The organism is Asaia sp. SF2.1 (assembly GCF_000505765.1).
Classification (GTDB): domain Bacteria; phylum Pseudomonadota; class Alphaproteobacteria; order Acetobacterales; family Acetobacteraceae; genus Asaia; species Asaia bogorensis.
Map to the genome: position 1 here is coordinate 1 of NZ_AYXS01000022.1, position 18,655 is coordinate 18,655.

Here is an 18,655-nt window from a genome sequence, read left to right on the forward strand (position 1 = left end):
GCTAGCCAATGGCGCCAGCATTGCCGATATTACGCGCAGCATTGCTTACGCCTGGGAGGGAAAGAATGCCGTCCAGGCCGTGTATGCGCGTACGGCTGGCATTCAGAACCCCGAGCAGTTTCAGTATGACTGCTATCAGGGAGCGCTAGCCAATGGCGCCAGCATTGCCGATATTACGCGCAGCATTGCTTACGCCTGGGAGGGTAAACAGGCGATAGACAGGCTCTATGGAGATGTTCTGGGGCGTGCTGTGGACCCGAGTGGGATGCAAACCAATCAGGCCCAGCTGGCTAATAATCAGAGTCTGACCGATCTCCGCTACGCAATTGCCCATAGCGCTGCTGAGGCGGACAGCCTCAAAAGTGCCGGGATTTTCTTGTTCGGGGCAAGCCAGACGATCACCACATCGGCATGGCTCGCGACGCAGCAAGATGCCATTGGTTCGGGTCAGGCAACCTATGAAAGCACCCTTGTCAGCGCGCAGCTTGCTCCTGCGGGCGTGCAAACGCTTCAGTCGATCTATCAGGACTGGGGGCAGGGTTTGCCGACCGATATCCAGTTAAAGAGCATGGCAACCGCCATGTATCATCTGAATATCGCGTGGAACCAGGTTCAGAATCAGAGCGCTGACCAGCTTGCTGCAGAAGCCGCCACCTATCACGCGATTGACGGCACGGCCTCCTATGGCCGCATGGTAGAAAACGTGTCCTATTCGGCAGACCAGGCCACGGCCCTCCTGGCAAGTGCCCTGACCAACCCCATGATGAACGAGGCAGCGTCCGCCGCCGAGTTCAGACGCGTGATCTCGATGGGGGGTGCTCTGCTTTTTGAAACCGTGATCGATCAACAGGATGTGCTGAACAATATCGACACGATCCAGAAGCAGAAGGAGCCCGATCCTTGCGATCCGGTGATTTTCAAACCTGCGCATGCTATCCTCGGGAAGAATGGCAGTTTGACGGTCAGTAACAGCGAGATCGGCGCGGCCAATGCAGTACCGGGCCGCCAGATGGCTGGAGTTTCGACCGCACAGTGGTCGAGTGGCGTGCAATGGACATCACAAGGCAATGGTATCAAGGCGCAGGGCAATCCATTCGAGGTCTGGGACGCTCAGCGCCTTAAGAAAGAAGGCTATGAATGGCTGGCGGATTACCGATCGGACCGCAACAACTGGAAAGCCTTTGATGAGTGGAACAGGGACACCGCGACCGCGGTCAGTGACAAGACCATGGATCTGAAGGGCACGACCTATCAGAACATGACCCGGCTTCAGGGACGTATTCTCGCCAATGTCCAGGCCATGATCCGCTATGACACCGATGGTGGGCCGTATCGTTACCCGGACCGTCCCGCTGGAACGAGCTTGAGGTTTACCAAGACTGACATCCAAAACTATGTTCTCGATCTGGGAGTGCCAGCAGAGCCGAACAACGATCAATGGCGCGCGATCTGTCAGGCCCTGAAACTTGCCAAGATCCGCGTTGCCGCTGACTCTGCCGACAGTAAAACCGTTGAATTCAGGATTGCAGACATCGCATGAGCACCGTGATCCCCTCTTGGCAGATCCCCACCCGTCGTGCCCAGGTCATCCGCACCAGAAAATATGTAGCCGTGATTTGCGAGGAACGTTGGAGCGGGTGTCACTTCTCTCGCTCCGGCTGGTCCACCTTCATTCCCCGCAAACAGGCCACGACGGATTGGATCGGAGAGAACCTTAAAAAGGCTCTGTATAGCAGCGAGGATTTCGGGGCTTACTTGCCTCGGCCGATCCCCAGTGAAATTTCAAAGCCCGCATATGACGAATCAGACTGGAAGTCGCATGAGTTCTGGTTGCGCATCCAGCAGGAATTTGGCTTCAAGGATATTCTGACCGCCATGTCCAAATCAGCTGGTATCTATATTGACTGGCCCGAAGACCAGGGGGATCAGGTACGGATCGTCGCAACGCGTGGTCGTGGTGGTGGCTTTTCCGCCTGGGGTACCAATGAGAATTTCGGCAAGGTCTTTCACGCCTCGATCAATTTGAGCGATCTCGAATTCGGCGAAGTGGCCGTGCAGGCTCTGGATCGTTGCCAGCCGAATTACGCCTGAACGGTACAGGCTTCAGGCAAGGACGAGGATAGCTGATGGAGGTCTTGCTTCCGGCCGGCACATGACGGGCGCGATGTGGCAGATGGTGAAGGAAGACGGCTGGGCATGTGCTTGAGCGGGCTGGCTTCGCCATTAGCTCCTGAGCCGAGCGAACATCATTCTGATACGATTGCGCCGCCGGGGCGCAGGGCTTGATCTTTTCTCCCTCCAGCCCGTTCCCTGCTCAGTCAGTAAGGCGCTGCGTGGCCATAAGCCATTTTGCCGCACACCAATCATCTGGCAGAGTCGCTGCGCGTGTACGACCGCTGCTCTTGCCTGCCATCGTGCAGAACTTGATCGGACGGCCGTTTCGATCCGTAACTGCGTGTTGACCGGTATGCACGCCCTTTCTTGCTTGCCCCAACAGGCGTCCCGAACCCGCCTGATCCGCAGGCACGATGACGCACTCCATAGCGTGAAACACCCGGCATCGAGCATGATCATCTGATGATCCAACCCCAGAGTGGACAGGTCGCTTCGTATCCGTGCAAAGAACCTCGTAGCACCGTAACGCTTCCAGCGCTTGTCGGGCGCCTTGGTCGGCCCATAAGCCTGCGGAAAAGCGTTATCGCAGCGCGTGTTGCGATCGATAAGAGTCATCCTGCTCAGCGTGCACCGATCATTGATGTGCAGCACTCGGTGGCTTCTTGGCACAAGCGGTTCAAGGCGCACGCTCCACTCATCTGTCAGCCATGCCAGTTCATCCAACTCGCGCCTCTTCGCATAGCGTGAGTCAGATCCTCTTCCCTCGATCGTTGAGTCCTGAACCCGGGTCAGTGCGAATTCGTAGTACCGCGGCGCTCTCGAAAACCCGCTCTCATGCCTTGGCGAATGGCTGACTTTAGAGGCAAGTTGCGGTAGGGAGACCCCCATGAGCGTATCGATTACCATGGGTCGTGGCCGCGACGGCGCGGATGTCCAGCTGGACCTGACTGAACTTCTCGCAACCCGCCTGCTGGTGCAGGGCAATTCGGGTTCGGGAAAGTCGCATCTGCTGCGCCGTCTGCTTGAACAGACGGCAACGCTTGTCCAGCAGGTCATCGTCGATCCGGAGGGTGATTTCGTGACACTGGCCGATAAATACGGCCACCTCGTGATTGATGCATCGGAACAGACAGAGGCCACACTCCGCGCTGCTGGTGAGCGCGCGCGGGCCCACAGGGCCTCGGTGGTGCTCAATCTGGAATCGGTCGAGGCAGAAATGCAGCTTCGGGCGGCAGGGTCGTTCCTCAACGGCATGTTCGAGGCACCGCGCGCGCACTGGTATCCGGTGCTGGTGGTCGTGGATGAGGCGCAGCTTTTCGCCCCTGTCGCGAGTGGTGATACCTCCGATGAGGCGCGGCGTCTGTCCCTTGGGGCAATGACCAACCTCATGTGTCGTGGGCGAAAGCGTGGTCTGGCCGGGGTGATCGCGACGCAGCGTCTGGCGAAGCTCGCCAAGAACGTGGCGGCCGAGGCCTCCAATTTCCTGATGGGCCGTACCTTCCTCGATATCGACATGCTTCGCGCGGCCGATCTCCTGGGGATGGAGCGCCGCACGGCAGAGGGGTTTCGTGATCTGGCGCGCGGCCAGTTCATGGCGCTCGGCCCCGCGCTGAGCCGCAGGCCGCTCATGGTCACGATCGGCACGGTCGAGACGGCCAGCCACGCGACGGGGCCGGTCCTGACCCCGTTCGAGGCACGTCCCGCCGAGGATAATTACAGCCTCATTCTCGAACCTGTTGTGGAAGCGACGCCCCGCCCGCGTGAGCGGCGTACGCCCGCGCCCGATCTGCTGGCGCAGCTCGACGCTTATTCGGCCGCAGCGCCGGTCGAGGAGGTCGCGCCGGAAATCGATGCTGCGCCGGAACTGCTCTGGCGTCTGGTCGAGGCGGTGATTGCCGAGACGGATTCGGCCTATCGCCCGCTGGCCACGCTCTATCAGGATTTCCAGCTGCGCGCCCGCATCGAGCGGCTCAACCGCAATGTGCTGGATCTCGGCGCGTTCCGCCTGCTGCTTGCGAGTGTGCGCTCGGGGGCGAGCTTCGAGCAGGCGCAGGAGGAGAGTTGGCAGCAGGCGCTCGATATAGCCCGGGCCGTGCCTGAAGATGTGCAGGGTGTCGTGCTGCTTCTGGCACGTGCCGCCCTGGACGGGTCGCCGTGCCCCGGTGATGAGGCCATAGCCGAGGCCTATGGCACGCATTCGCTCGGCAGGGCGCGTCGGCAGCTTGCCTATCTGGAGGAACGCCAGATCATCGTGGTGCAGGACATGCCAGTGGGCCGGCGCGTCGCTTTCATCGGGCATGGCTGGCAGACCGGCTGAGGGCGTAACAGCAGGGCACCGCCCCATCGGGTGCGGGATGCCAGTGTGACGAGACGAGGGAAGCGTCCCGCGTCGGATGACAAAATCGTATTCCACCTCAGCGGGCGCGGGCTGCAACCGTGCGGTGCACGGTATCGTTTGATCAGGGAACCCGATTTGTAACCGGCCCTGAAAGGTTCTGGATAAAATTATGACAAACGATGAACTGATCGCCCTCGTAGCCCTTAATGGTGCGGATGCAACCTACGATGCCCGTCTCTCCGGCTACGACATCACCGTGCCGGTGCATATCCAGGGGGACGACGGGCACTACATCATCAAGCATCTCGTCAAGCCCATGTATTTCTCGGGTGCGATGATCATCGACGTCAAACTTCTGGACTCCGACGCGCCTCGCCACGAGTGATCGCGGGGTCTTTTGCACGGGGAGCCGTATGGCCGAAGAACACAGAAAGGTGCTGCCAGGCGCACTGGCAGCCCTTGGCATCGTTTTTGGTGATATCGGCACCAGCCCACTTTATACCCTCCAGACCGTCCTGAACGACACGGGCTCGACCGACCGGGCTACCTTGCTCGGTGGGTTCTCCCTGCTTGTCTGGACGATGATCATGGTGGTTGCCGTCAAATACGCGACCGTGGTCATGCGGGCAGATAACCGGGGGGAGGGCGGTATCCTCGCCCTGTTCTCGCTCGTTGGCGGCTCGTTCGGCAAACATTGGTATGCACGCAGCACGTTGCTCGCCGCAGCCGGGCTGTTCGGCGCAGCGCTGCTTTATGGTGACGGCGCCATTACCCCGGCCATTTCGGTGCTCAGCGCCATCGAGGGCATTGGCGTTGTCACGAAGTCGCTCCAGCCCTACATCCTGCCCATCGCCACCGTCATTCTTTTTGGCATCTTCGCCATACAGCCACTGGGTACGGCGCGTATCAGTGCCGTGTTCGGCCCCATCATGCTGGTCTGGTTTCTGGCCCTTGGTGGGATCGGCCTCTTCTCCCTGCTGCATGATCCTTCCGTGCTGGTGGGGCTCAACCCCCTTTACGGTTTGCGGTTCCTGTACGAGCACGGCGCGAACAGCCTGATCATCCTGGGGGCGGTTTTTCTCTCGGTGACGGGTGCTGAAGCGCTCTATGCCGATATGAGCCATGTGGGCCGGCCCAGTGTACGCCTTGCCCTTGCGGTGATCGTGCTGCCTATGCTGGTGCTGAGCTATGCCGGGCAAACGGCTTTTCTGGTCAGCCATCCGCAGGTTAAGGACAATCCGTTCTTTGCTTCCATGCCGCATGGTCTTGTGCTGCCCATGGTCATTCTGGCGACTTTCGCCACGATCATCGCCAGCCAGGCCATCATCACCGGCGCCTTCACGCTCACGCGCCAGGCCATGCAGCTTGGCTGGTTCCCGAGCCTCAACATCCGCCAGACCTCGGATGAGGAATACGGGCAGATCTACGTGTCTGTGGTGAACTGGGCGCTGATGATCGTCACACTGCTCATCGCGCTCAGCTTCAAAAGTTCGGATGCCCTGTCCGGTGCCTATGGCACGGCGGTGTCCACCACCATGCTCATGACGACCCTGCTTATTTTCGATGTCATGCGTGAACGCTGGTCATGGCCACTCTGGAAGGCCCTGCCGATCGCGCTGTGCTTCTCGGTGGTCGACGTTGCGTTCTTCGTTGCCAATCTGCTCAAGATCGACAAGGGTGGCTATGTGCCCCTGCTGATCGGCCTGTTCATCTATGTGATCATGACCACCTGGCGCCGCGGTATCACCCTCCTGCGTGCTGGCCTTGCTCCTTTGGGTGAGCGTTCAGACAAGGTGCTGCAGAAGCTGCGTGACGGTGAGCTGATCCGCACACCCGGCGCTGCGGTGTTCCTCTCGCGCTATGAGACGGCTCTGCCACCTATCGTGATGCGCCACGTTGCCGATTTCCATTGCCTGCCCGAACACGTCGTCATCCTGAATGTGAAATTCGATACGGTGCCCCGCGTGCCTGCCGATGAGCGCATGTCGGTCAAGGATGTCGGCCACGGTATCTGGACCGTGAATGTCAGCTTTGGCTTCGTGGAAATACCGAACCTCTACTATGTGCTGGGTCAGGCCAAGGAGGCGGGCTGCGGTCTCGATCTCGAGACGGTCGTTTTCTTTGCGGGCGATGACGATGTGGTGCCTGACCTCAAGACACCCAAAATGGTCTCGCCGCGTCGTATCCTTTTCGGCTTTCTCTATCGCAACGCTGTGCGGGCCTCTGATCGCTTCACCCTGCCGCGCGAACGACTAATCGAGATTGGCCATCAGGTCGAGATCTGACCTGACATGTTTGCGACCCTTCAGTGATGAAGGGCGTTACGCTCACCTCGCCCCGATGTCAGTAATGCGACGGGGCCAGACTGGAAGGAATTATACCATGCGTCATCTTCTCGGCCGCACGCTCATGGCAGCAAGCCTCATCATCACGCTTCCGCAGGCTATGGCCGAGCCGGGTGGCTGCCTGAAATACGGCGCGGCGGGTGCCGTAGGCGGCCATCTGGTCAATCACGGCGTGTTGGGTGCTGTGGGCGGATGCGCGACGGGAATGTATCGCCGTCATGAATACCGCAAGGAAGCCAAGGAGAAGGCAGCGGCTTATGACAAGGAGCATCCGGGCGCCAAGGGCAGCTATGAGGAGAAGGCTACGGCTTACGATGTCGAACACTCGACGCAGCCGGGAAAATCCGCCCCGTCTGACGCCCCGCCGCCGAAGAACTGAAGCCGCCTCCAGCGAACCCGGCCGATGAGAGTCCCGTTGCCATCGAGGTAGTCCTTTCATCGACTGCGCGTCGGCTACCAAGGTATCAACTGGTACCAGAAGGCTCGTCCCACTGAGGAGCATGACGTCCCGGAGGGAAAAGCTGAACACCACGAAATCCGAGACCCCGGCAAGGCATCATCTTCTGATGCGCTGCCGGGGTTTTTTGTGGGCGCATCTCGAACATCAGGCGACAAACGCTAATTAATCGGTAACCTTAAAGTAACGCATTGTATCTTGTGTCAAACTATGACAATCAGGCCTTAATATCCCAGTTTCGCGGATCAGCACGCCCGTCATGTCTGTCACACTGCCTATTCGTCCCCCTGCGGCACAGCAGCCTCTTTCGCGCATCGGCATTGTCCTGCGTGACTTCCGTCTCGGCGGTAGTGAGCGCGTGGCCATCGGCCTTGCCAATTTCTGGGCCTCCTGCGGCCTTGAGGTTGTCATCATGGCCGGGCGGGGGACCGGACCGTTGCGTGCACTCGTTGCGAGGGGCGTTGCGATCGTGGATTTCGCCATTACAGCACGGCTGAATGATACGGCTCTGGTCTGGATGCTCGCATGGCGGGCCCGGCATCGTGCGGCCGGCTTTGCCTTCGACGCTATCTACGTACCGGGGAACAGCCATTGGCCGGTCGTGCCCCTTTTGGCCACACTGACGCGCGAAAAGCGTCCGTTGATTCTTGCGCAGGTCAGTTCACCTGTCTGCCGCGAAGGCCGCTCTCCTGCGGCGCAGTCGCGCTACGACCGTCGCATGCGTACTCTGTTACGCCACGCTGATCGGGTCACAACGCTCAGTCATGATCTGGCGCAGCAGACGCGTGAAATCCTGAGAGGAACACCGGTCGATGTAGTCCCGCTTCCGGCGCTGTGGGATGAGGCCCCCCCGTCACCGGTGCCGGCGGACAGCGAGACCATTCTGGCGGCCGGGCGTCTTACTGCCATCAAGGGATTTGACGGCCTGATACGGGCTTTTCGCCTCGTGCTCGTGCGCCACCCCCAGGCAAAGCTGGTGATCTGCGGTGAGGGTGAAGCGCGCGCCGAGCTGGAAACCCTCATTGAGCAACTCGACCTGTCAGACCGGGTGTCGCTCTGCGGCTATGTGCCCTCCATACGGGAAGCCCTTGAGAAATCGCGGGTTTTCGCCCTGACGTCTCATTGCGAGAGCTTTGGCGCGGTGCTGATTGAGGCTCTGGCTGCCGGACGTCAGGTTGTCGCGACAGACTGCTCACCCGCGGTGGGCACATTCATCACGAGCCGTTCTGCGGGGCGGATCGTACCCACGCGTGACGAAGGGGCGCTGGCCAATGCTCTGGCCGATGTGCTGGACGAGGCACCGACCCTGCCCGCGGACCTGACCCCTCTGGTGGATCGCTTTCATGTCTCGCATGGGGGGCGGCTTTTCCTCACGCTCATGCAGCCGCGACAGGCGATCAGTCCGGGGCTGGCAGGGCAGGGCTTTGACAAAACGGCCCGCGCGTAATCTGTTGCCTGATCATGGGTTCTGAACAACGCTCGGCGCTGCACCGCATCTTCAGCAATACCGGCTTTCTGGTTTCCAGCCGCATCATCAATGCGCTGTGCAGTTTTGCCTATGTGGCATGGGCTGCGCACACGCTGGGCCTGAAAACCTTTGGTGTGCTGCTTCTGATCACCACCTTCGTCATGCTCGTTTCAGACATGACGCATCTTCAGTCATGGCAAACGCTGCTGCATTATGGCGCTGCGTCATATGAGGCAAGGGATCGCAGGCGTTTCATGCCCATACTGGGCTATTGCATGCGCTCGGATATGCTCAGCGGTCTGGCGGGGCTGGTTGGCGGTCTGATTGTGATTGCCGTCGCGGGCACGCATTTTCTGGGCTGGTCGGACGCGGTCAAGCGTGATGCCTCATGGATGATGCTCACGATCGCCTTCATGAATACGGGGTGGTCCACGGGGCTGATCCGGCTGAGCAACCGTTTCGGTCTGGCAGCCCTGTTCGATTTCGTTTCGACCTGTGTTCGTACGATCGGTTATCTGATCGGCTATCTGCTGCACGCTTCGCTGGAGTTCTTCCTGTTCGTCTGGTTCCTGCATCAGGCAGCTTTATTCGTCGTGACCAGCCTCGGTGGGTTTATCCTTCTGCGCCGTCATATGGGGCGGGATATCGGGTTCTTCTCCTGCCTTTTCTGTGCCGCGGATATTGTTGGTATCTGGGGGTTCACCATCAGGGTCAGCGTCAATCAGATCCTTGACGCTGTGTTCCGTCAGGGTGGTACGCTCATCATCGGTGCCGTGCTCGGCGCGCGTGATGTCGCGATTTATCGCGTGACCAAGCAGATATGCGATGGTCTTGCCAAACCGGCCCAGATGATGATCCCAAGCCTGTACCCGGAATTCGTGCGGTTTCGCGACAGCCAGAACTGGCAGGCCTTGCGCCATGTCACGCGACGCCTGGCACTGGTGATTATCGGGTTTTCGATATTGGCAGTGCTTGTGGCGCTGTTCGGGGGCAAGGCGATCCTGCATCTGATGCTGCATGACAGTTTTGCCCATGAGCGCCTCATCATTCTTCTCATGGTATGCAGCGCCCTGCTTGAGGTGTGCATCATTCCGCTTGAGACATTGCTGACCGTTATGGGGCGGCTTGCGATCATCCTGAAATATCGGCTCGCCGTCATGGTGCTCTATTTTGTCGTGCTGGCGGGCCTCATGTCAGTCATCGGTGTGACAGGGGCGGCTCTGGCCAGCGTGGCGTGCTCAGTGATGATTTTCGCCCTCTGCCTGTTCCTTGCCGCGCGCTGGATCTCTCCGCGCTGGGCTGAACGTTACGGCGTGGTCTGAGGGAGCCGTTACCTGAGCGCTCGGCAGATCCGTGACGGGTTTACCGAGGGGCTTTGGAACGCTGGAGCGCGTCTACAGTTGAGTGTCTTATACCCCCCAACCGCTATCGACAGTATTCCCCCGACCGGTCCAGTGCCAGAAACAGCAGAGCAGCGATGCCAAGGCACACAGGGGTGACCGACGCGCCGCCATATTCGTGTCCCCCTGCGATATCGCGCACGATGCCGAATGCCCAGTGATGATCGGGGAAGACGAATAATCCGACATGCGAGGGCCAGAAGCAGCGCATCAGCCCAACCGACATAAAGGCAAGGCACATCAACCAGGAGAGCAGCCGTGTTGCGTGCAGATCGGGGCGCGATCTCGCGATGGTAGATTGCACGATTTTCTCCTCCCTTCATGCGTTCTATCCGGGGTGTCAGCAGCGGTCGGGAAACTTGCCAGCGGATGTTCGGAACATCTCGCAGGGGCGACCGTTCACGCAAGATGTTTCTTCATCGCGATAATCTGGCAGCCATGAAGAGATCACCCGGTACTGCCGATCAAACCGCTGGAGAAAGGCAATGTCGCGTGAACGACCATGACTGTTTTTCTCAAGCACTTGGCAGGTCAAGGGCGATAATCTAATGGCCGGCAACAATAATTGATCGATCAATTCATTTATTAATATAATTATGGTGGTAGTGAAGACGTGAAAGAGGCACAGGCGGACAGGGCGCCGGCAGAGACCGGGTCGATGCGGGGTCCTTCGGCCAGCAGCCGGGCCGGGCTGGATGCAACCAATTTTTTCCTGGCCGACGTTCAGGACGGCGTCGGTCCGTACCTGACCGTCTATCTCGCCAGTGCGCGACACTGGCAGGCGGGGCCGATTGGCGTTGCCATGGCCATGACAGGGCTCGCCACGGCGCTTTGCCAGATCCCTGCGGGGTTGATGGTGGACTCGATCCGCTACAAACGTGCCCTTGTGGCAATTTCTGCGGTGATCACGGCCCTGAGCTGCATCCTGATCATCGCGGTACCCGGCATGGCCCCTGTTCTGGCAGCGCAGATCATGATGGGAGCGGCTGCCGCGGTCATACCGCCAGCGCTTGCTGCCATTTCACTGGGGCTTGTGGGGCGTCGCCGCTTGCCCGGTCGTATCAGTCGCAACCAGGGTATCAACCATTTCGGTTCCTTCGCCTCAGCGGCGCTGGCCGGGCTCTGCGGGCAATACTGGGGACTTAACTGGATTTTCTATCTGGTTTGCGGCTCTGCTCTGGCCAGTGCTCTGGCGCTCTTACTCATACGACCGGGTGAGATTGACCAGAAGGTTGCGCGTGGCAGTGAGGATGACTCGAATGAACCGCCTGTCTCCATCGGCTCTCTCGTAAGCCAACGTCCCGTCTGGGTGTTTCTTTGCTCCATCGTGCTGTTTCACCTGGGCAATGCCGCCATGCTGCCTTTTGCCGGTCAGGTCATGGCCAAAAGCCATCCGGGTTCCGAAACCGTTACGTTGAGCGCCTGCGTGATCGTCGCTCAGTTCGTGATGATGCTCGTGGCCTGGGGGGTCGGGCGCGCAATGGCGCGAGGCATCGGGCGTAAGCCCATCTTCCTGCTCGCTTATGCCATCCTGCCGATACGCGGCTTGCTGTTCACGTGGTTCGACGCGCCGGGGGCCATCATTGCCATTCAGGTGCTGGATGGTATCGCGGCCGGTATCTTCGGCGTGATCGCCATCATCATCGCGGCTGATCTGACGCATGGAACGGGGCGGTTCAACTTCCTCCAGGGCATGGTGGCGCTGAGCGTCGGCATCGGTGGTGGGCTGAGCAATCTGATTGGCGGATACATCGTGCAGCTCGAAGGTTATCACGCCGGCTTTCTCTCCCTCACGGTCATTGCTGTAATGGCGCTGGTATTTTTCCTGACGCTCATGCCCGAAACACGTGACCCGGATGAGCAGGGCGTCCCTGCTGCCGTGGCAGCCTGAGGAACAACCGCCATGGAGGCGCTTATCCTGTGGGGGGCCTGTCTTTTCGCTGTAGCGGGATTACTGCTGCGGCCGTGGCAATTGCCCGAGGCGCTCTGGACGTCACTCGCCGCCATAACCCTGCCGCTTGCAGGGGTTATTGCCTGGCCAGATGTTGGCCGGGCAATCGCCTCGGGCAAGGAAGTGTATCTGTTCCTGCTGGGCATGATGCTGCTGAGCGAAGTGGCACGGCAGGAAAAGCTGTTCGACTGGCTGGCGGCCTTTGCGCTGAGCCGGGCGCGCAGTTCCGGGCAAAGGCTGTTCCTGATCATTTTTGCTGTCGCAATCGTCACAACGGCCTTTCTCTCCAATGATGCCACGATCATCCTGCTGACACCGCCCGTCATTGCGGTCGCCAGCAAGGCCAGGATCGATCCTTATCCCTCGCTCTTGGCCTGCGCCGTTGTCGCCAATGCGGCGAGCTTTCTGCTGCCGATCAGCAATCCGGCCAATCTCGTGCTTTACGGAGGAGCACCCCCCGGCCTCGTGCCCTGGCTGGGGCGTTTCCTCGTGCCATCCTGTATGGCGATCGGGATCAGCTTTGTGATGCTTTTCTGGATGATGCGACAAAGGATCAAGGTGGAGTTCGACCAGTCGGAGCCGTTGCCGGAGCTGGATGCGACGGCGCGTTTCAGTGCGCTGGCCCTGTTTGTCATCACGCTGCTGCTGACCCTCGTTTCGTTCATGCATGGTTCGCTGGGCTGGGCCACAGCCGCGGGAGGCGTGGCGCTTTATGCCGTGATAACGTTGCGCCGCCGCCAGTCTCCTCTGCCCGGGCTCAACGAAATTTCCTGGTCGGTTTTTCCGCTGGTCGCCAGTCTCTTTGTGCTTGTCGCAGCCGTTGAGCAGAGTGGTGTTATCGCCTCGCTTGTCCGGTTCATCCTCGCCTGTGGTCACGGCACCGAGGCCGTCATGGTAACGGGCTTTGGCATGGCCATTCTGAGCAATATCATCAACAACCTGCCTTCGGGCCTGATGGCCGCCCAGCTTTCCCCGATGCTCTCATCCCATGGGAGCGCCTTTCAGGATGCGTTGTTGATTGGTGTGGATCTAGGGCCGAACATGACGCTGAGCGGCTCTCTGGCAACGGTGCTCTGGTTGATTATCCTGCGCAAGCACGATCTCGAAATGAGCTATGGACGCTTCATGCGCTTTGGCATGGCGCTGACCGTACCCGCCCTGATTGCCGCTTTGCTTGTTCTGATGATCTGAGCGCAGGTGTTTCACCCCCGATAGCGTGAGAGGCGGATTGTATCGTTGGATGTCATCTGGAAGACTGGGGGCTTCCTGACCGATACGAGGCTGCTTTTCGCATGGCTGAACTTCCGCAACCGTCCGCTTCCATCGCCACATCCGTTTTCGAGACACGCGATGCCCGCCATGAGGCGGGGCAGGGCCTGCGAAAAACCGTGCCCCGCAGCGCCCACGCCGCATGGGAGCCGCCTTCAAATCGGGTCGATCCGGTCGATCTGCTTGTCAGGCAGGGTGAGAGCCGTATCCAGAACCTGCTGCCAATCCGTTATGAACGTATGCGTGCGTCTCCGTTTGCCTTCATGCGAGGGAGCGCCATCGTCATGGCCTCCGATCTGGCCCATACCGTCGCCAGCGGGCCGTATGTGCAAAGCTGTGGTGACTGCCATATGGCCAATTTTGGGGCCTATGCCTCGGCTGATGGTATAGCCGTTTTTGACATCAATGATTTTGATGAGACCTGTCCTGCCCCGTTCGAATGGGACATCAAGCGTCTTGCAACGTCGCTGGTTCTTGCAAGCGGGGAGGCTGGGGCGGCTGACAGGCAGGCGCGGCATAATGCTTTTCTGGCGGCGCGGACCTATCAGGATGAGATGGCCCGTCTTGCGCCAATGAGCCCGCTGGAAATCTGGTCCGACCGGATCGATCTTGCAGCCGCCATAGCCGATTTCTCCGACAAGCATACACGCAAGGGCGTGCGTGAGCGTCTGGAAGCGCGGCTTGAGAGCGCGCGTAACCACTTCGGTCTGGTCTCATTCGACAAGAACACACCCAGCCTGCGTGTCAAACCGCCGCTGGTGGTGCGTCTGCCCGACGAGGACGAGACCATCCACCAGGCCTTCGCGTGTTACATCGCCACCCAGCCCCCTGAACGCGCTGTGCTGCTGTCGCGCTACCGGCTGAAGGATGTGCTGTTCAAGGTTGTAGGGGTGGGGAGTGTCGGCACTTATTGCGCGATTGGGCTGTTTGCCACGGCCGATGGCGAAACCCTGCTGCTGCAGATCAAGGAGGCGCAGGAATCGGTGCTCGCAGCTTATTGCGGGGGGCCTCACTACGACAATCAGGGGCAACGCGTGGTGGAGGGCCAGCGCCTGATGCAGGCTTCTTCAGACAGGTTTCTTGGCTGGACCCATACAACGAACACCAAGCGCTCGCGTCATGCGCCTGATGGCTCGAACAGGCAGTTCTATGTCCGGCGCCTCAAGGATAGTCGTCTTGCCGCTATCGGCGCAGATGTGGCGCAGGAAGGGCTGGATGATTATGCCGCCCTGTGCGGCAGGGCGCTGGCACGTGCTCATGCGCGATCGGGCGATGTGGCGGAGATTGCGGGTTATCTGGGCAGCAGCGACAGCTTTGCAGAGGCGATAGCCGATTTTGCCGAGGCTTACGCCGGCCAGACGCGCAAGGACTGGGAAGATTTCAACGCGGCGATCGATGCGGGCAGGCTCAGCGTAACTGGCGAAACGAAAGACCGGAAAAAGAGCCGGGGTGCGGGGCAGGGCACCAAGCGGCGTGCGGGGCGAGGCAGAAGCGCATCGTAGCCCCTTAACCGTCGGTCAGAGGCAGAGCAAGAGGGGCGGAAACACCGCGCCGCCTCGTTGGCTGGCCTTGTAACAAGGTTCGGCTAATTCATGAATTATTGACATATTGGCATTTTGCCACTATCTATGTTTCGTCCCTGACCGAAAAGGGACTGTTTTCATAAATAATCTTCAACAAGATCTTGGAAAAACATGACTGACCGGAAAACCGAATGTTCCGTCGCTCTGGCGGGCAAGCTGTATCGACCCTCAGTTCATTTCACGCCTCCCACGGGCTTCATGAACGATCCAAACGGACTCGTTTTCGATGGCACGCAATATCATCTTTATTACCAGCATAACCCTGACGCCGCGTATTCAGCCAATATCTGCTGGGGCCATGCCACAAGCACGGATCTGCTGAACTGGAAAGACCAGCCAATCGCTGTGCCTGATACGGTTGACGGTCAGGCCTATACAGGTTGTGCCGTGCTCGATCGGGACAATCGGTCGGGCTTGTTTGCCAATGCCCATGGCACCAACATCGCAGCGCTCTACACGCGCTCCCTGCCGACACGGCAGAGCCAGTATCTCGCAATCAGTGACAATAACGGCCAGAGCTTCGAGGAGTATGCGGGTAATCCCGTTCTCGACATCGGCAGCCCGAATTTTCGCGACCCCCAGGTGATCTTTCACGAGCCCACGCAGAAATGGGTGATGGTCATTGCCGAGGTCGATCATCATCGCATCGGTTTTTATGCCTCGAATGATCTGATCCACTGGACGCATCTCAGCCATTTTGGCCCCGCGGGACTGCCGACCGTCAACTATGAATGTCCCAACCTCATCCAGGTGAGGGACGAGGCCGGCGCAATGCGCTGGGTGCTGTTTGTCTCGATCAATCCGGGCAGCCCGATGGGGGGCAGCGTCACGCAGTACTTTATCGGTGATTTCGATGGCGCGGTGTTTACACCCTGCGATGCGATCCTCCGCCTGACCGATTTCGCCAAGGATGCCTATGCCCTGCAGGTATGGAGCAACATGCCGGATTCCGAGGCGGTCAATATCGCCTGGATGGGGAACTGGCAGTACTGTCAGGAGCTCCCGACGCGGGATTGGCGTGGCGCGATGTCACTGCCGCGCAGCATGACCATCATACAGGACACCAACGGCTATCCGCGTCTGGTGCAGAAGCCACGCGGCGTGGAAAAACTCCGTCTCCCGCTCCTGAGCGAGGCGAACCGTTATCTCGCCGTGTCAACGCGTCGGGAAATTCCTCTCCCGGTGGGCAAGGCCATTGAGATTGTCATTCGCCTGACCGCCGATGAATATCGCCAGACTGAACCGGGTCAGAATGGCCTTGTAATCAATCGCTTCGAACTGGCTTTCGCTAACGAGGAAGGCGAGAAGCTGTCGATCGGTTATGATGTGCCATCCTCGCAAATCTGGCTGGATCGCAGCAAGCTGCGCGGGTTCGACCATCCATTCTTCACGGGGCGTTTCGCCGCGCCAGTCAATACGGCCTATTACCCCGATGCCCGCAGTGTTGACCTGCATCTGTTCCTCGATGGCTGCGCCTTTGAACTCTACGCCAATGAGTATCTGGAAACGGCGACGGCGCTCGTTTACCCGGCCAAACCGCTCGACCGCCTGCGCCTCGTAACCGAGGGGACGGGGTTCACGATCGAAACACTCGAGATTTACACACTCGACAAGACGATGTGCCGAGCGACGCTCTGAAGTCCCGCAGGGGGTAGTCTTGCCGCCCCCTGCTTTATCACCTGAGCGGTCAGTAAGCTGCTTTCTCCTCCTCCGTCAGGGGGAGGGGAACAGCCCGTTTCTCCCGAGCCGACTGGGCCGCTGCCTCGATCACCGCCATGACGGCGAGCGCTTCGACTGGCCTGATCGGGTTTGCGCCCTCGCCTGACAGGGCTTTTGCAAGGCAGCGATATAATTCGCGCTGGTCACCCGGCAGGGCGTCGGTTTCATGAAAGCTCGTTTCATCGGTGTGGATCTGCAGGCGATCCGGGTCCTGTCCCCAGTCTTTCTCGCCCGGCGTCATCCCAGCACGGAGCTGCCCTTCCTGTGGGTCGCCAAGTGTCTTGATCAGGGTGCCGCCCGTGCCATGCACACGAAAGCGGACGGCCCCGCCGGCCGCCAGTGAACCCGTATGGAGGATGACCCGCGTCGGGCCATATTCCATAATGATATGAGCCCAATCATCACTGAGGGCGCCGTCACGCTGGAGGGCAATGGAGGCCTGAACCTGCTCGGGCAGACCGAAAATCTGAAGTGCCTGATCAACAAGATGCGGACCGATATCGAACAGGACACCCGCACCAGCGCCTTTCCCCTCGCGCCAGCGATCCCTCACCTGAGGGCGGAACCGATCGATGGTCGATTCAAAGTGACGGACCTGCCCGATGACACCCTGCGCCAATGCAGCGCGGATTGTCAGGAAATCACTGTCCCACCGGCGGTTGTGAAAGACGCAGAGTTCGCGCCCATGATGTTCTGCCGTTGCGATAATCTGTCGCGCCTCATCGAGTGACAGGGCGAAGGGCTTTTCCAGCAGGACGTGTTTGCCCGCAGCCAGGGCAGCACAGGCGAGCGGGAAATGCGTGTCATTGGGGGTGGCGATCACCACCAGATCAATCGCCGGATCGGCAAAAGCGGCCTGCGGATCGTCATAGACGCGGCAGTCAGGGTGGTCTGCGCGGACCTCATCGGCCCGGCTCGACACGATGCCATACAGGTTCCATTCTGGCAGGGAGTCGATGAAAGGCGCATGGAAAACACGGCTCACGTAACCATATCCGACCAGTGCCGCCTGCGTGATGCGTGCTGCCATGAGAATTTCCTCCCCTTGTATCATCGATCCGTTTTCCGGTTCCGGCATACGGCCAAGCGACTGAAATCCCGACAGGCCGCCGGTTGTCTCGGTGAGTTAATCGCCATGGCACGATGCGAGTTGTCCCGTCGTGCCGATTTGAACTCTGTCTCCAGCCAGATTATGCTGACCTCAGCAGCGACGACGTTCCTGCCTCCATGCGAGCTTCAAGACCGGGACGGCCCGGCGAAACCCGTTTCAGGAGGTCCGTCATGGCGTGGATCGCGCTTTTTCTTGCCGGTATGTGCGAAATTTTCTGGGCTGCGGCCATGAAGCAGTCCGAGGGCTTCACGCGCCTCGGGCCAAGCCTTGCCACGGTCATTGGCATGGTGGTGAGTGTCGGGCTTCTCGGCTGGGCAATGAAGAGCCTGCCTCTGGGGACTGCCTATATGATCTGGACCGGTATCGGCGCGATCGGGGCATTCATCATCGGGATCATGCTTTTTGGAGAGGCTGGCAGTCCTCTGCGCTGCATTGCGGCCCTTCTCATTCTCGCTGGCCTGCTTCTGATGAAATGGGCCACGTGAAAAGCGGCTTTCGACGCCTAAGCCTTTTTATCGGGTCGTGAGCTGCGAAGGGGGCTGGTCCGGGGTAATCGCGCGCCCTCCTTGCACGCTCGCAAAGATCGTTCAGGTCATCGCGCATCCCGTCCCCTGATGGACTGCGAGCAGGCATGGGGGCGGTTACATTCCCTTTCGCTTCGTTCCTCGTCCGGTATGAAACGCCCTGCCATAGAATGAGCAGGACAATCGCCAGACGGATTACGCCCTTTCATGATACTCCGGATCACGACATCCGCATTGTTTGTGCTCATTCCAGCCGGGTCGGTTTCTGCGGCGCTTGCGCAGAGCAATACGGTCTATAACGGGCAGGTCTATACGGCCTCGCCCGGTTATGGCGCCACCTCATCCGCCGGACCGGAGGACAGGCAGGAACAGCGT

General features: G+C 59.7%; 15 protein-coding genes. 13 read left to right on the forward strand and 2 right to left on the reverse strand.

Annotation, left to right across the window (positions count from 1 at the left end; genetic code table 11):
• The 8 genes from P792_RS37625 to P792_RS29435 form a co-directional block, all read left to right on the forward strand.
• On the forward strand, nucleotides 1-1,540 hold a 1,540-nt coding region (locus tag P792_RS37625; RefSeq protein WP_023978918.1), incomplete at its 5' end, for a hypothetical protein.
• On the forward strand, nucleotides 1,537-2,091 hold the full coding sequence (locus P792_RS29410; protein WP_023978919.1) for a hypothetical protein: 555 nt from the start codon (nucleotides 1,537-1,539) through the stop codon (nucleotides 2,089-2,091). The genes P792_RS37625 and P792_RS29410, both read left to right, overlap by 4 nt.
• A gap of 910 nt (nucleotides 2,092-3,001) precedes the next feature.
• On the forward strand, nucleotides 3,002-4,432 hold the full coding sequence (locus P792_RS29415; RefSeq protein ID WP_031240936.1) for an ATP-binding protein: 1,431 nt from the start codon (nucleotides 3,002-3,004) through the stop codon (nucleotides 4,430-4,432).
• A gap of 190 nt (nucleotides 4,433-4,622) precedes the next feature.
• On the forward strand, nucleotides 4,623-4,838 hold the full coding sequence (locus tag P792_RS29420; RefSeq protein ID WP_023978922.1) for a hypothetical protein: 216 nt from the start codon (nucleotides 4,623-4,625) through the stop codon (nucleotides 4,836-4,838).
• A 28-nt stretch (nucleotides 4,839-4,866) separates the two neighbouring features.
• Nucleotides 4,867-6,738 (forward strand): potassium transporter Kup, encoded by a 1,872-nt coding sequence (locus tag P792_RS29425; protein ID WP_023978923.1) that lies wholly within the window; start codon nucleotides 4,867-4,869, stop codon nucleotides 6,736-6,738.
• 124 nt (nucleotides 6,739-6,862) lie between these two features.
• A complete protein-coding gene (locus P792_RS29430; protein ID WP_122049249.1) occupies nucleotides 6,863-7,177 on the forward strand; it encodes a hypothetical protein in 315 nt (104 codons plus the stop codon).
• A 337-nt stretch (nucleotides 7,178-7,514) separates the two neighbouring features.
• Nucleotides 7,515-8,702 carry a glycosyltransferase gene (locus P792_RS36025; RefSeq protein WP_023978925.1) on the forward strand — a complete coding sequence of 396 codons (1,188 nt, stop codon included), beginning with the start codon at nucleotides 7,515-7,517 and terminating at the stop codon, nucleotides 8,700-8,702.
• A 14-nt stretch (nucleotides 8,703-8,716) separates the two neighbouring features.
• A complete protein-coding gene (locus P792_RS29435; protein WP_023978926.1) occupies nucleotides 8,717-10,045 on the forward strand; it encodes a lipopolysaccharide biosynthesis protein in 1,329 nt (442 codons plus the stop codon).
• Nucleotides 10,046-10,148: 103 nt separating this feature from the next.
• Here the strand turns inward: P792_RS29435 and P792_RS29440 are convergent, their stop codons facing one another.
• Entirely contained in the window at nucleotides 10,149-10,427 is a 279-nt protein-coding gene (locus P792_RS29440) for a hypothetical protein (protein WP_023978927.1), read from the reverse strand.
• A 354-nt stretch (nucleotides 10,428-10,781) separates the two neighbouring features.
• Here P792_RS29440 and P792_RS29445 point away from each other — a divergent pair, with 354 nt between their 5' ends.
• From P792_RS29445 to P792_RS29460, 4 genes are all read left to right on the forward strand, one after another.
• On the forward strand, nucleotides 10,782-12,014 hold the full coding sequence (locus P792_RS29445; protein WP_023978928.1) for an MFS transporter: 1,233 nt from the start codon (nucleotides 10,782-10,784) through the stop codon (nucleotides 12,012-12,014).
• 12 nt (nucleotides 12,015-12,026) lie between these two features.
• Nucleotides 12,027-13,265 (forward strand): SLC13 family permease, encoded by a 1,239-nt coding sequence (locus P792_RS29450; protein WP_023978929.1) that lies wholly within the window; start codon nucleotides 12,027-12,029, stop codon nucleotides 13,263-13,265.
• 101 nt (nucleotides 13,266-13,366) lie between these two features.
• Complete coding sequence (locus P792_RS29455; RefSeq protein ID WP_023978930.1) at nucleotides 13,367-14,845, forward strand: DUF2252 domain-containing protein; 1,479 nt, start codon at nucleotides 13,367-13,369, stop codon at nucleotides 14,843-14,845.
• A gap of 192 nt (nucleotides 14,846-15,037) precedes the next feature.
• Nucleotides 15,038-16,564: a glycoside hydrolase family 32 protein gene (locus P792_RS29460; protein ID WP_023978931.1), complete on the forward strand. Its 1,527-nt coding sequence runs from the start codon at nucleotides 15,038-15,040 to the stop codon at nucleotides 16,562-16,564.
• A 49-nt stretch (nucleotides 16,565-16,613) separates the two neighbouring features.
• On the opposite strand, the gene P792_RS29465 is transcribed toward P792_RS29460, so the two are convergent.
• Nucleotides 16,614-17,675: an oxidoreductase gene (locus tag P792_RS29465; RefSeq protein WP_031240950.1), complete on the reverse strand. Its 1,062-nt coding sequence runs from the start codon at nucleotides 17,673-17,675 to the stop codon at nucleotides 16,614-16,616.
• 251 nt (nucleotides 17,676-17,926) lie between these two features.
• Here P792_RS29465 and P792_RS29470 point away from each other — a divergent pair, with 251 nt between their 5' ends.
• Nucleotides 17,927-18,241: a multidrug efflux SMR transporter gene (locus P792_RS29470; RefSeq protein WP_023978933.1), complete on the forward strand. Its 315-nt coding sequence runs from the start codon at nucleotides 17,927-17,929 to the stop codon at nucleotides 18,239-18,241.
• Nucleotides 18,242-18,655: the final 414 nt, after the last annotated feature.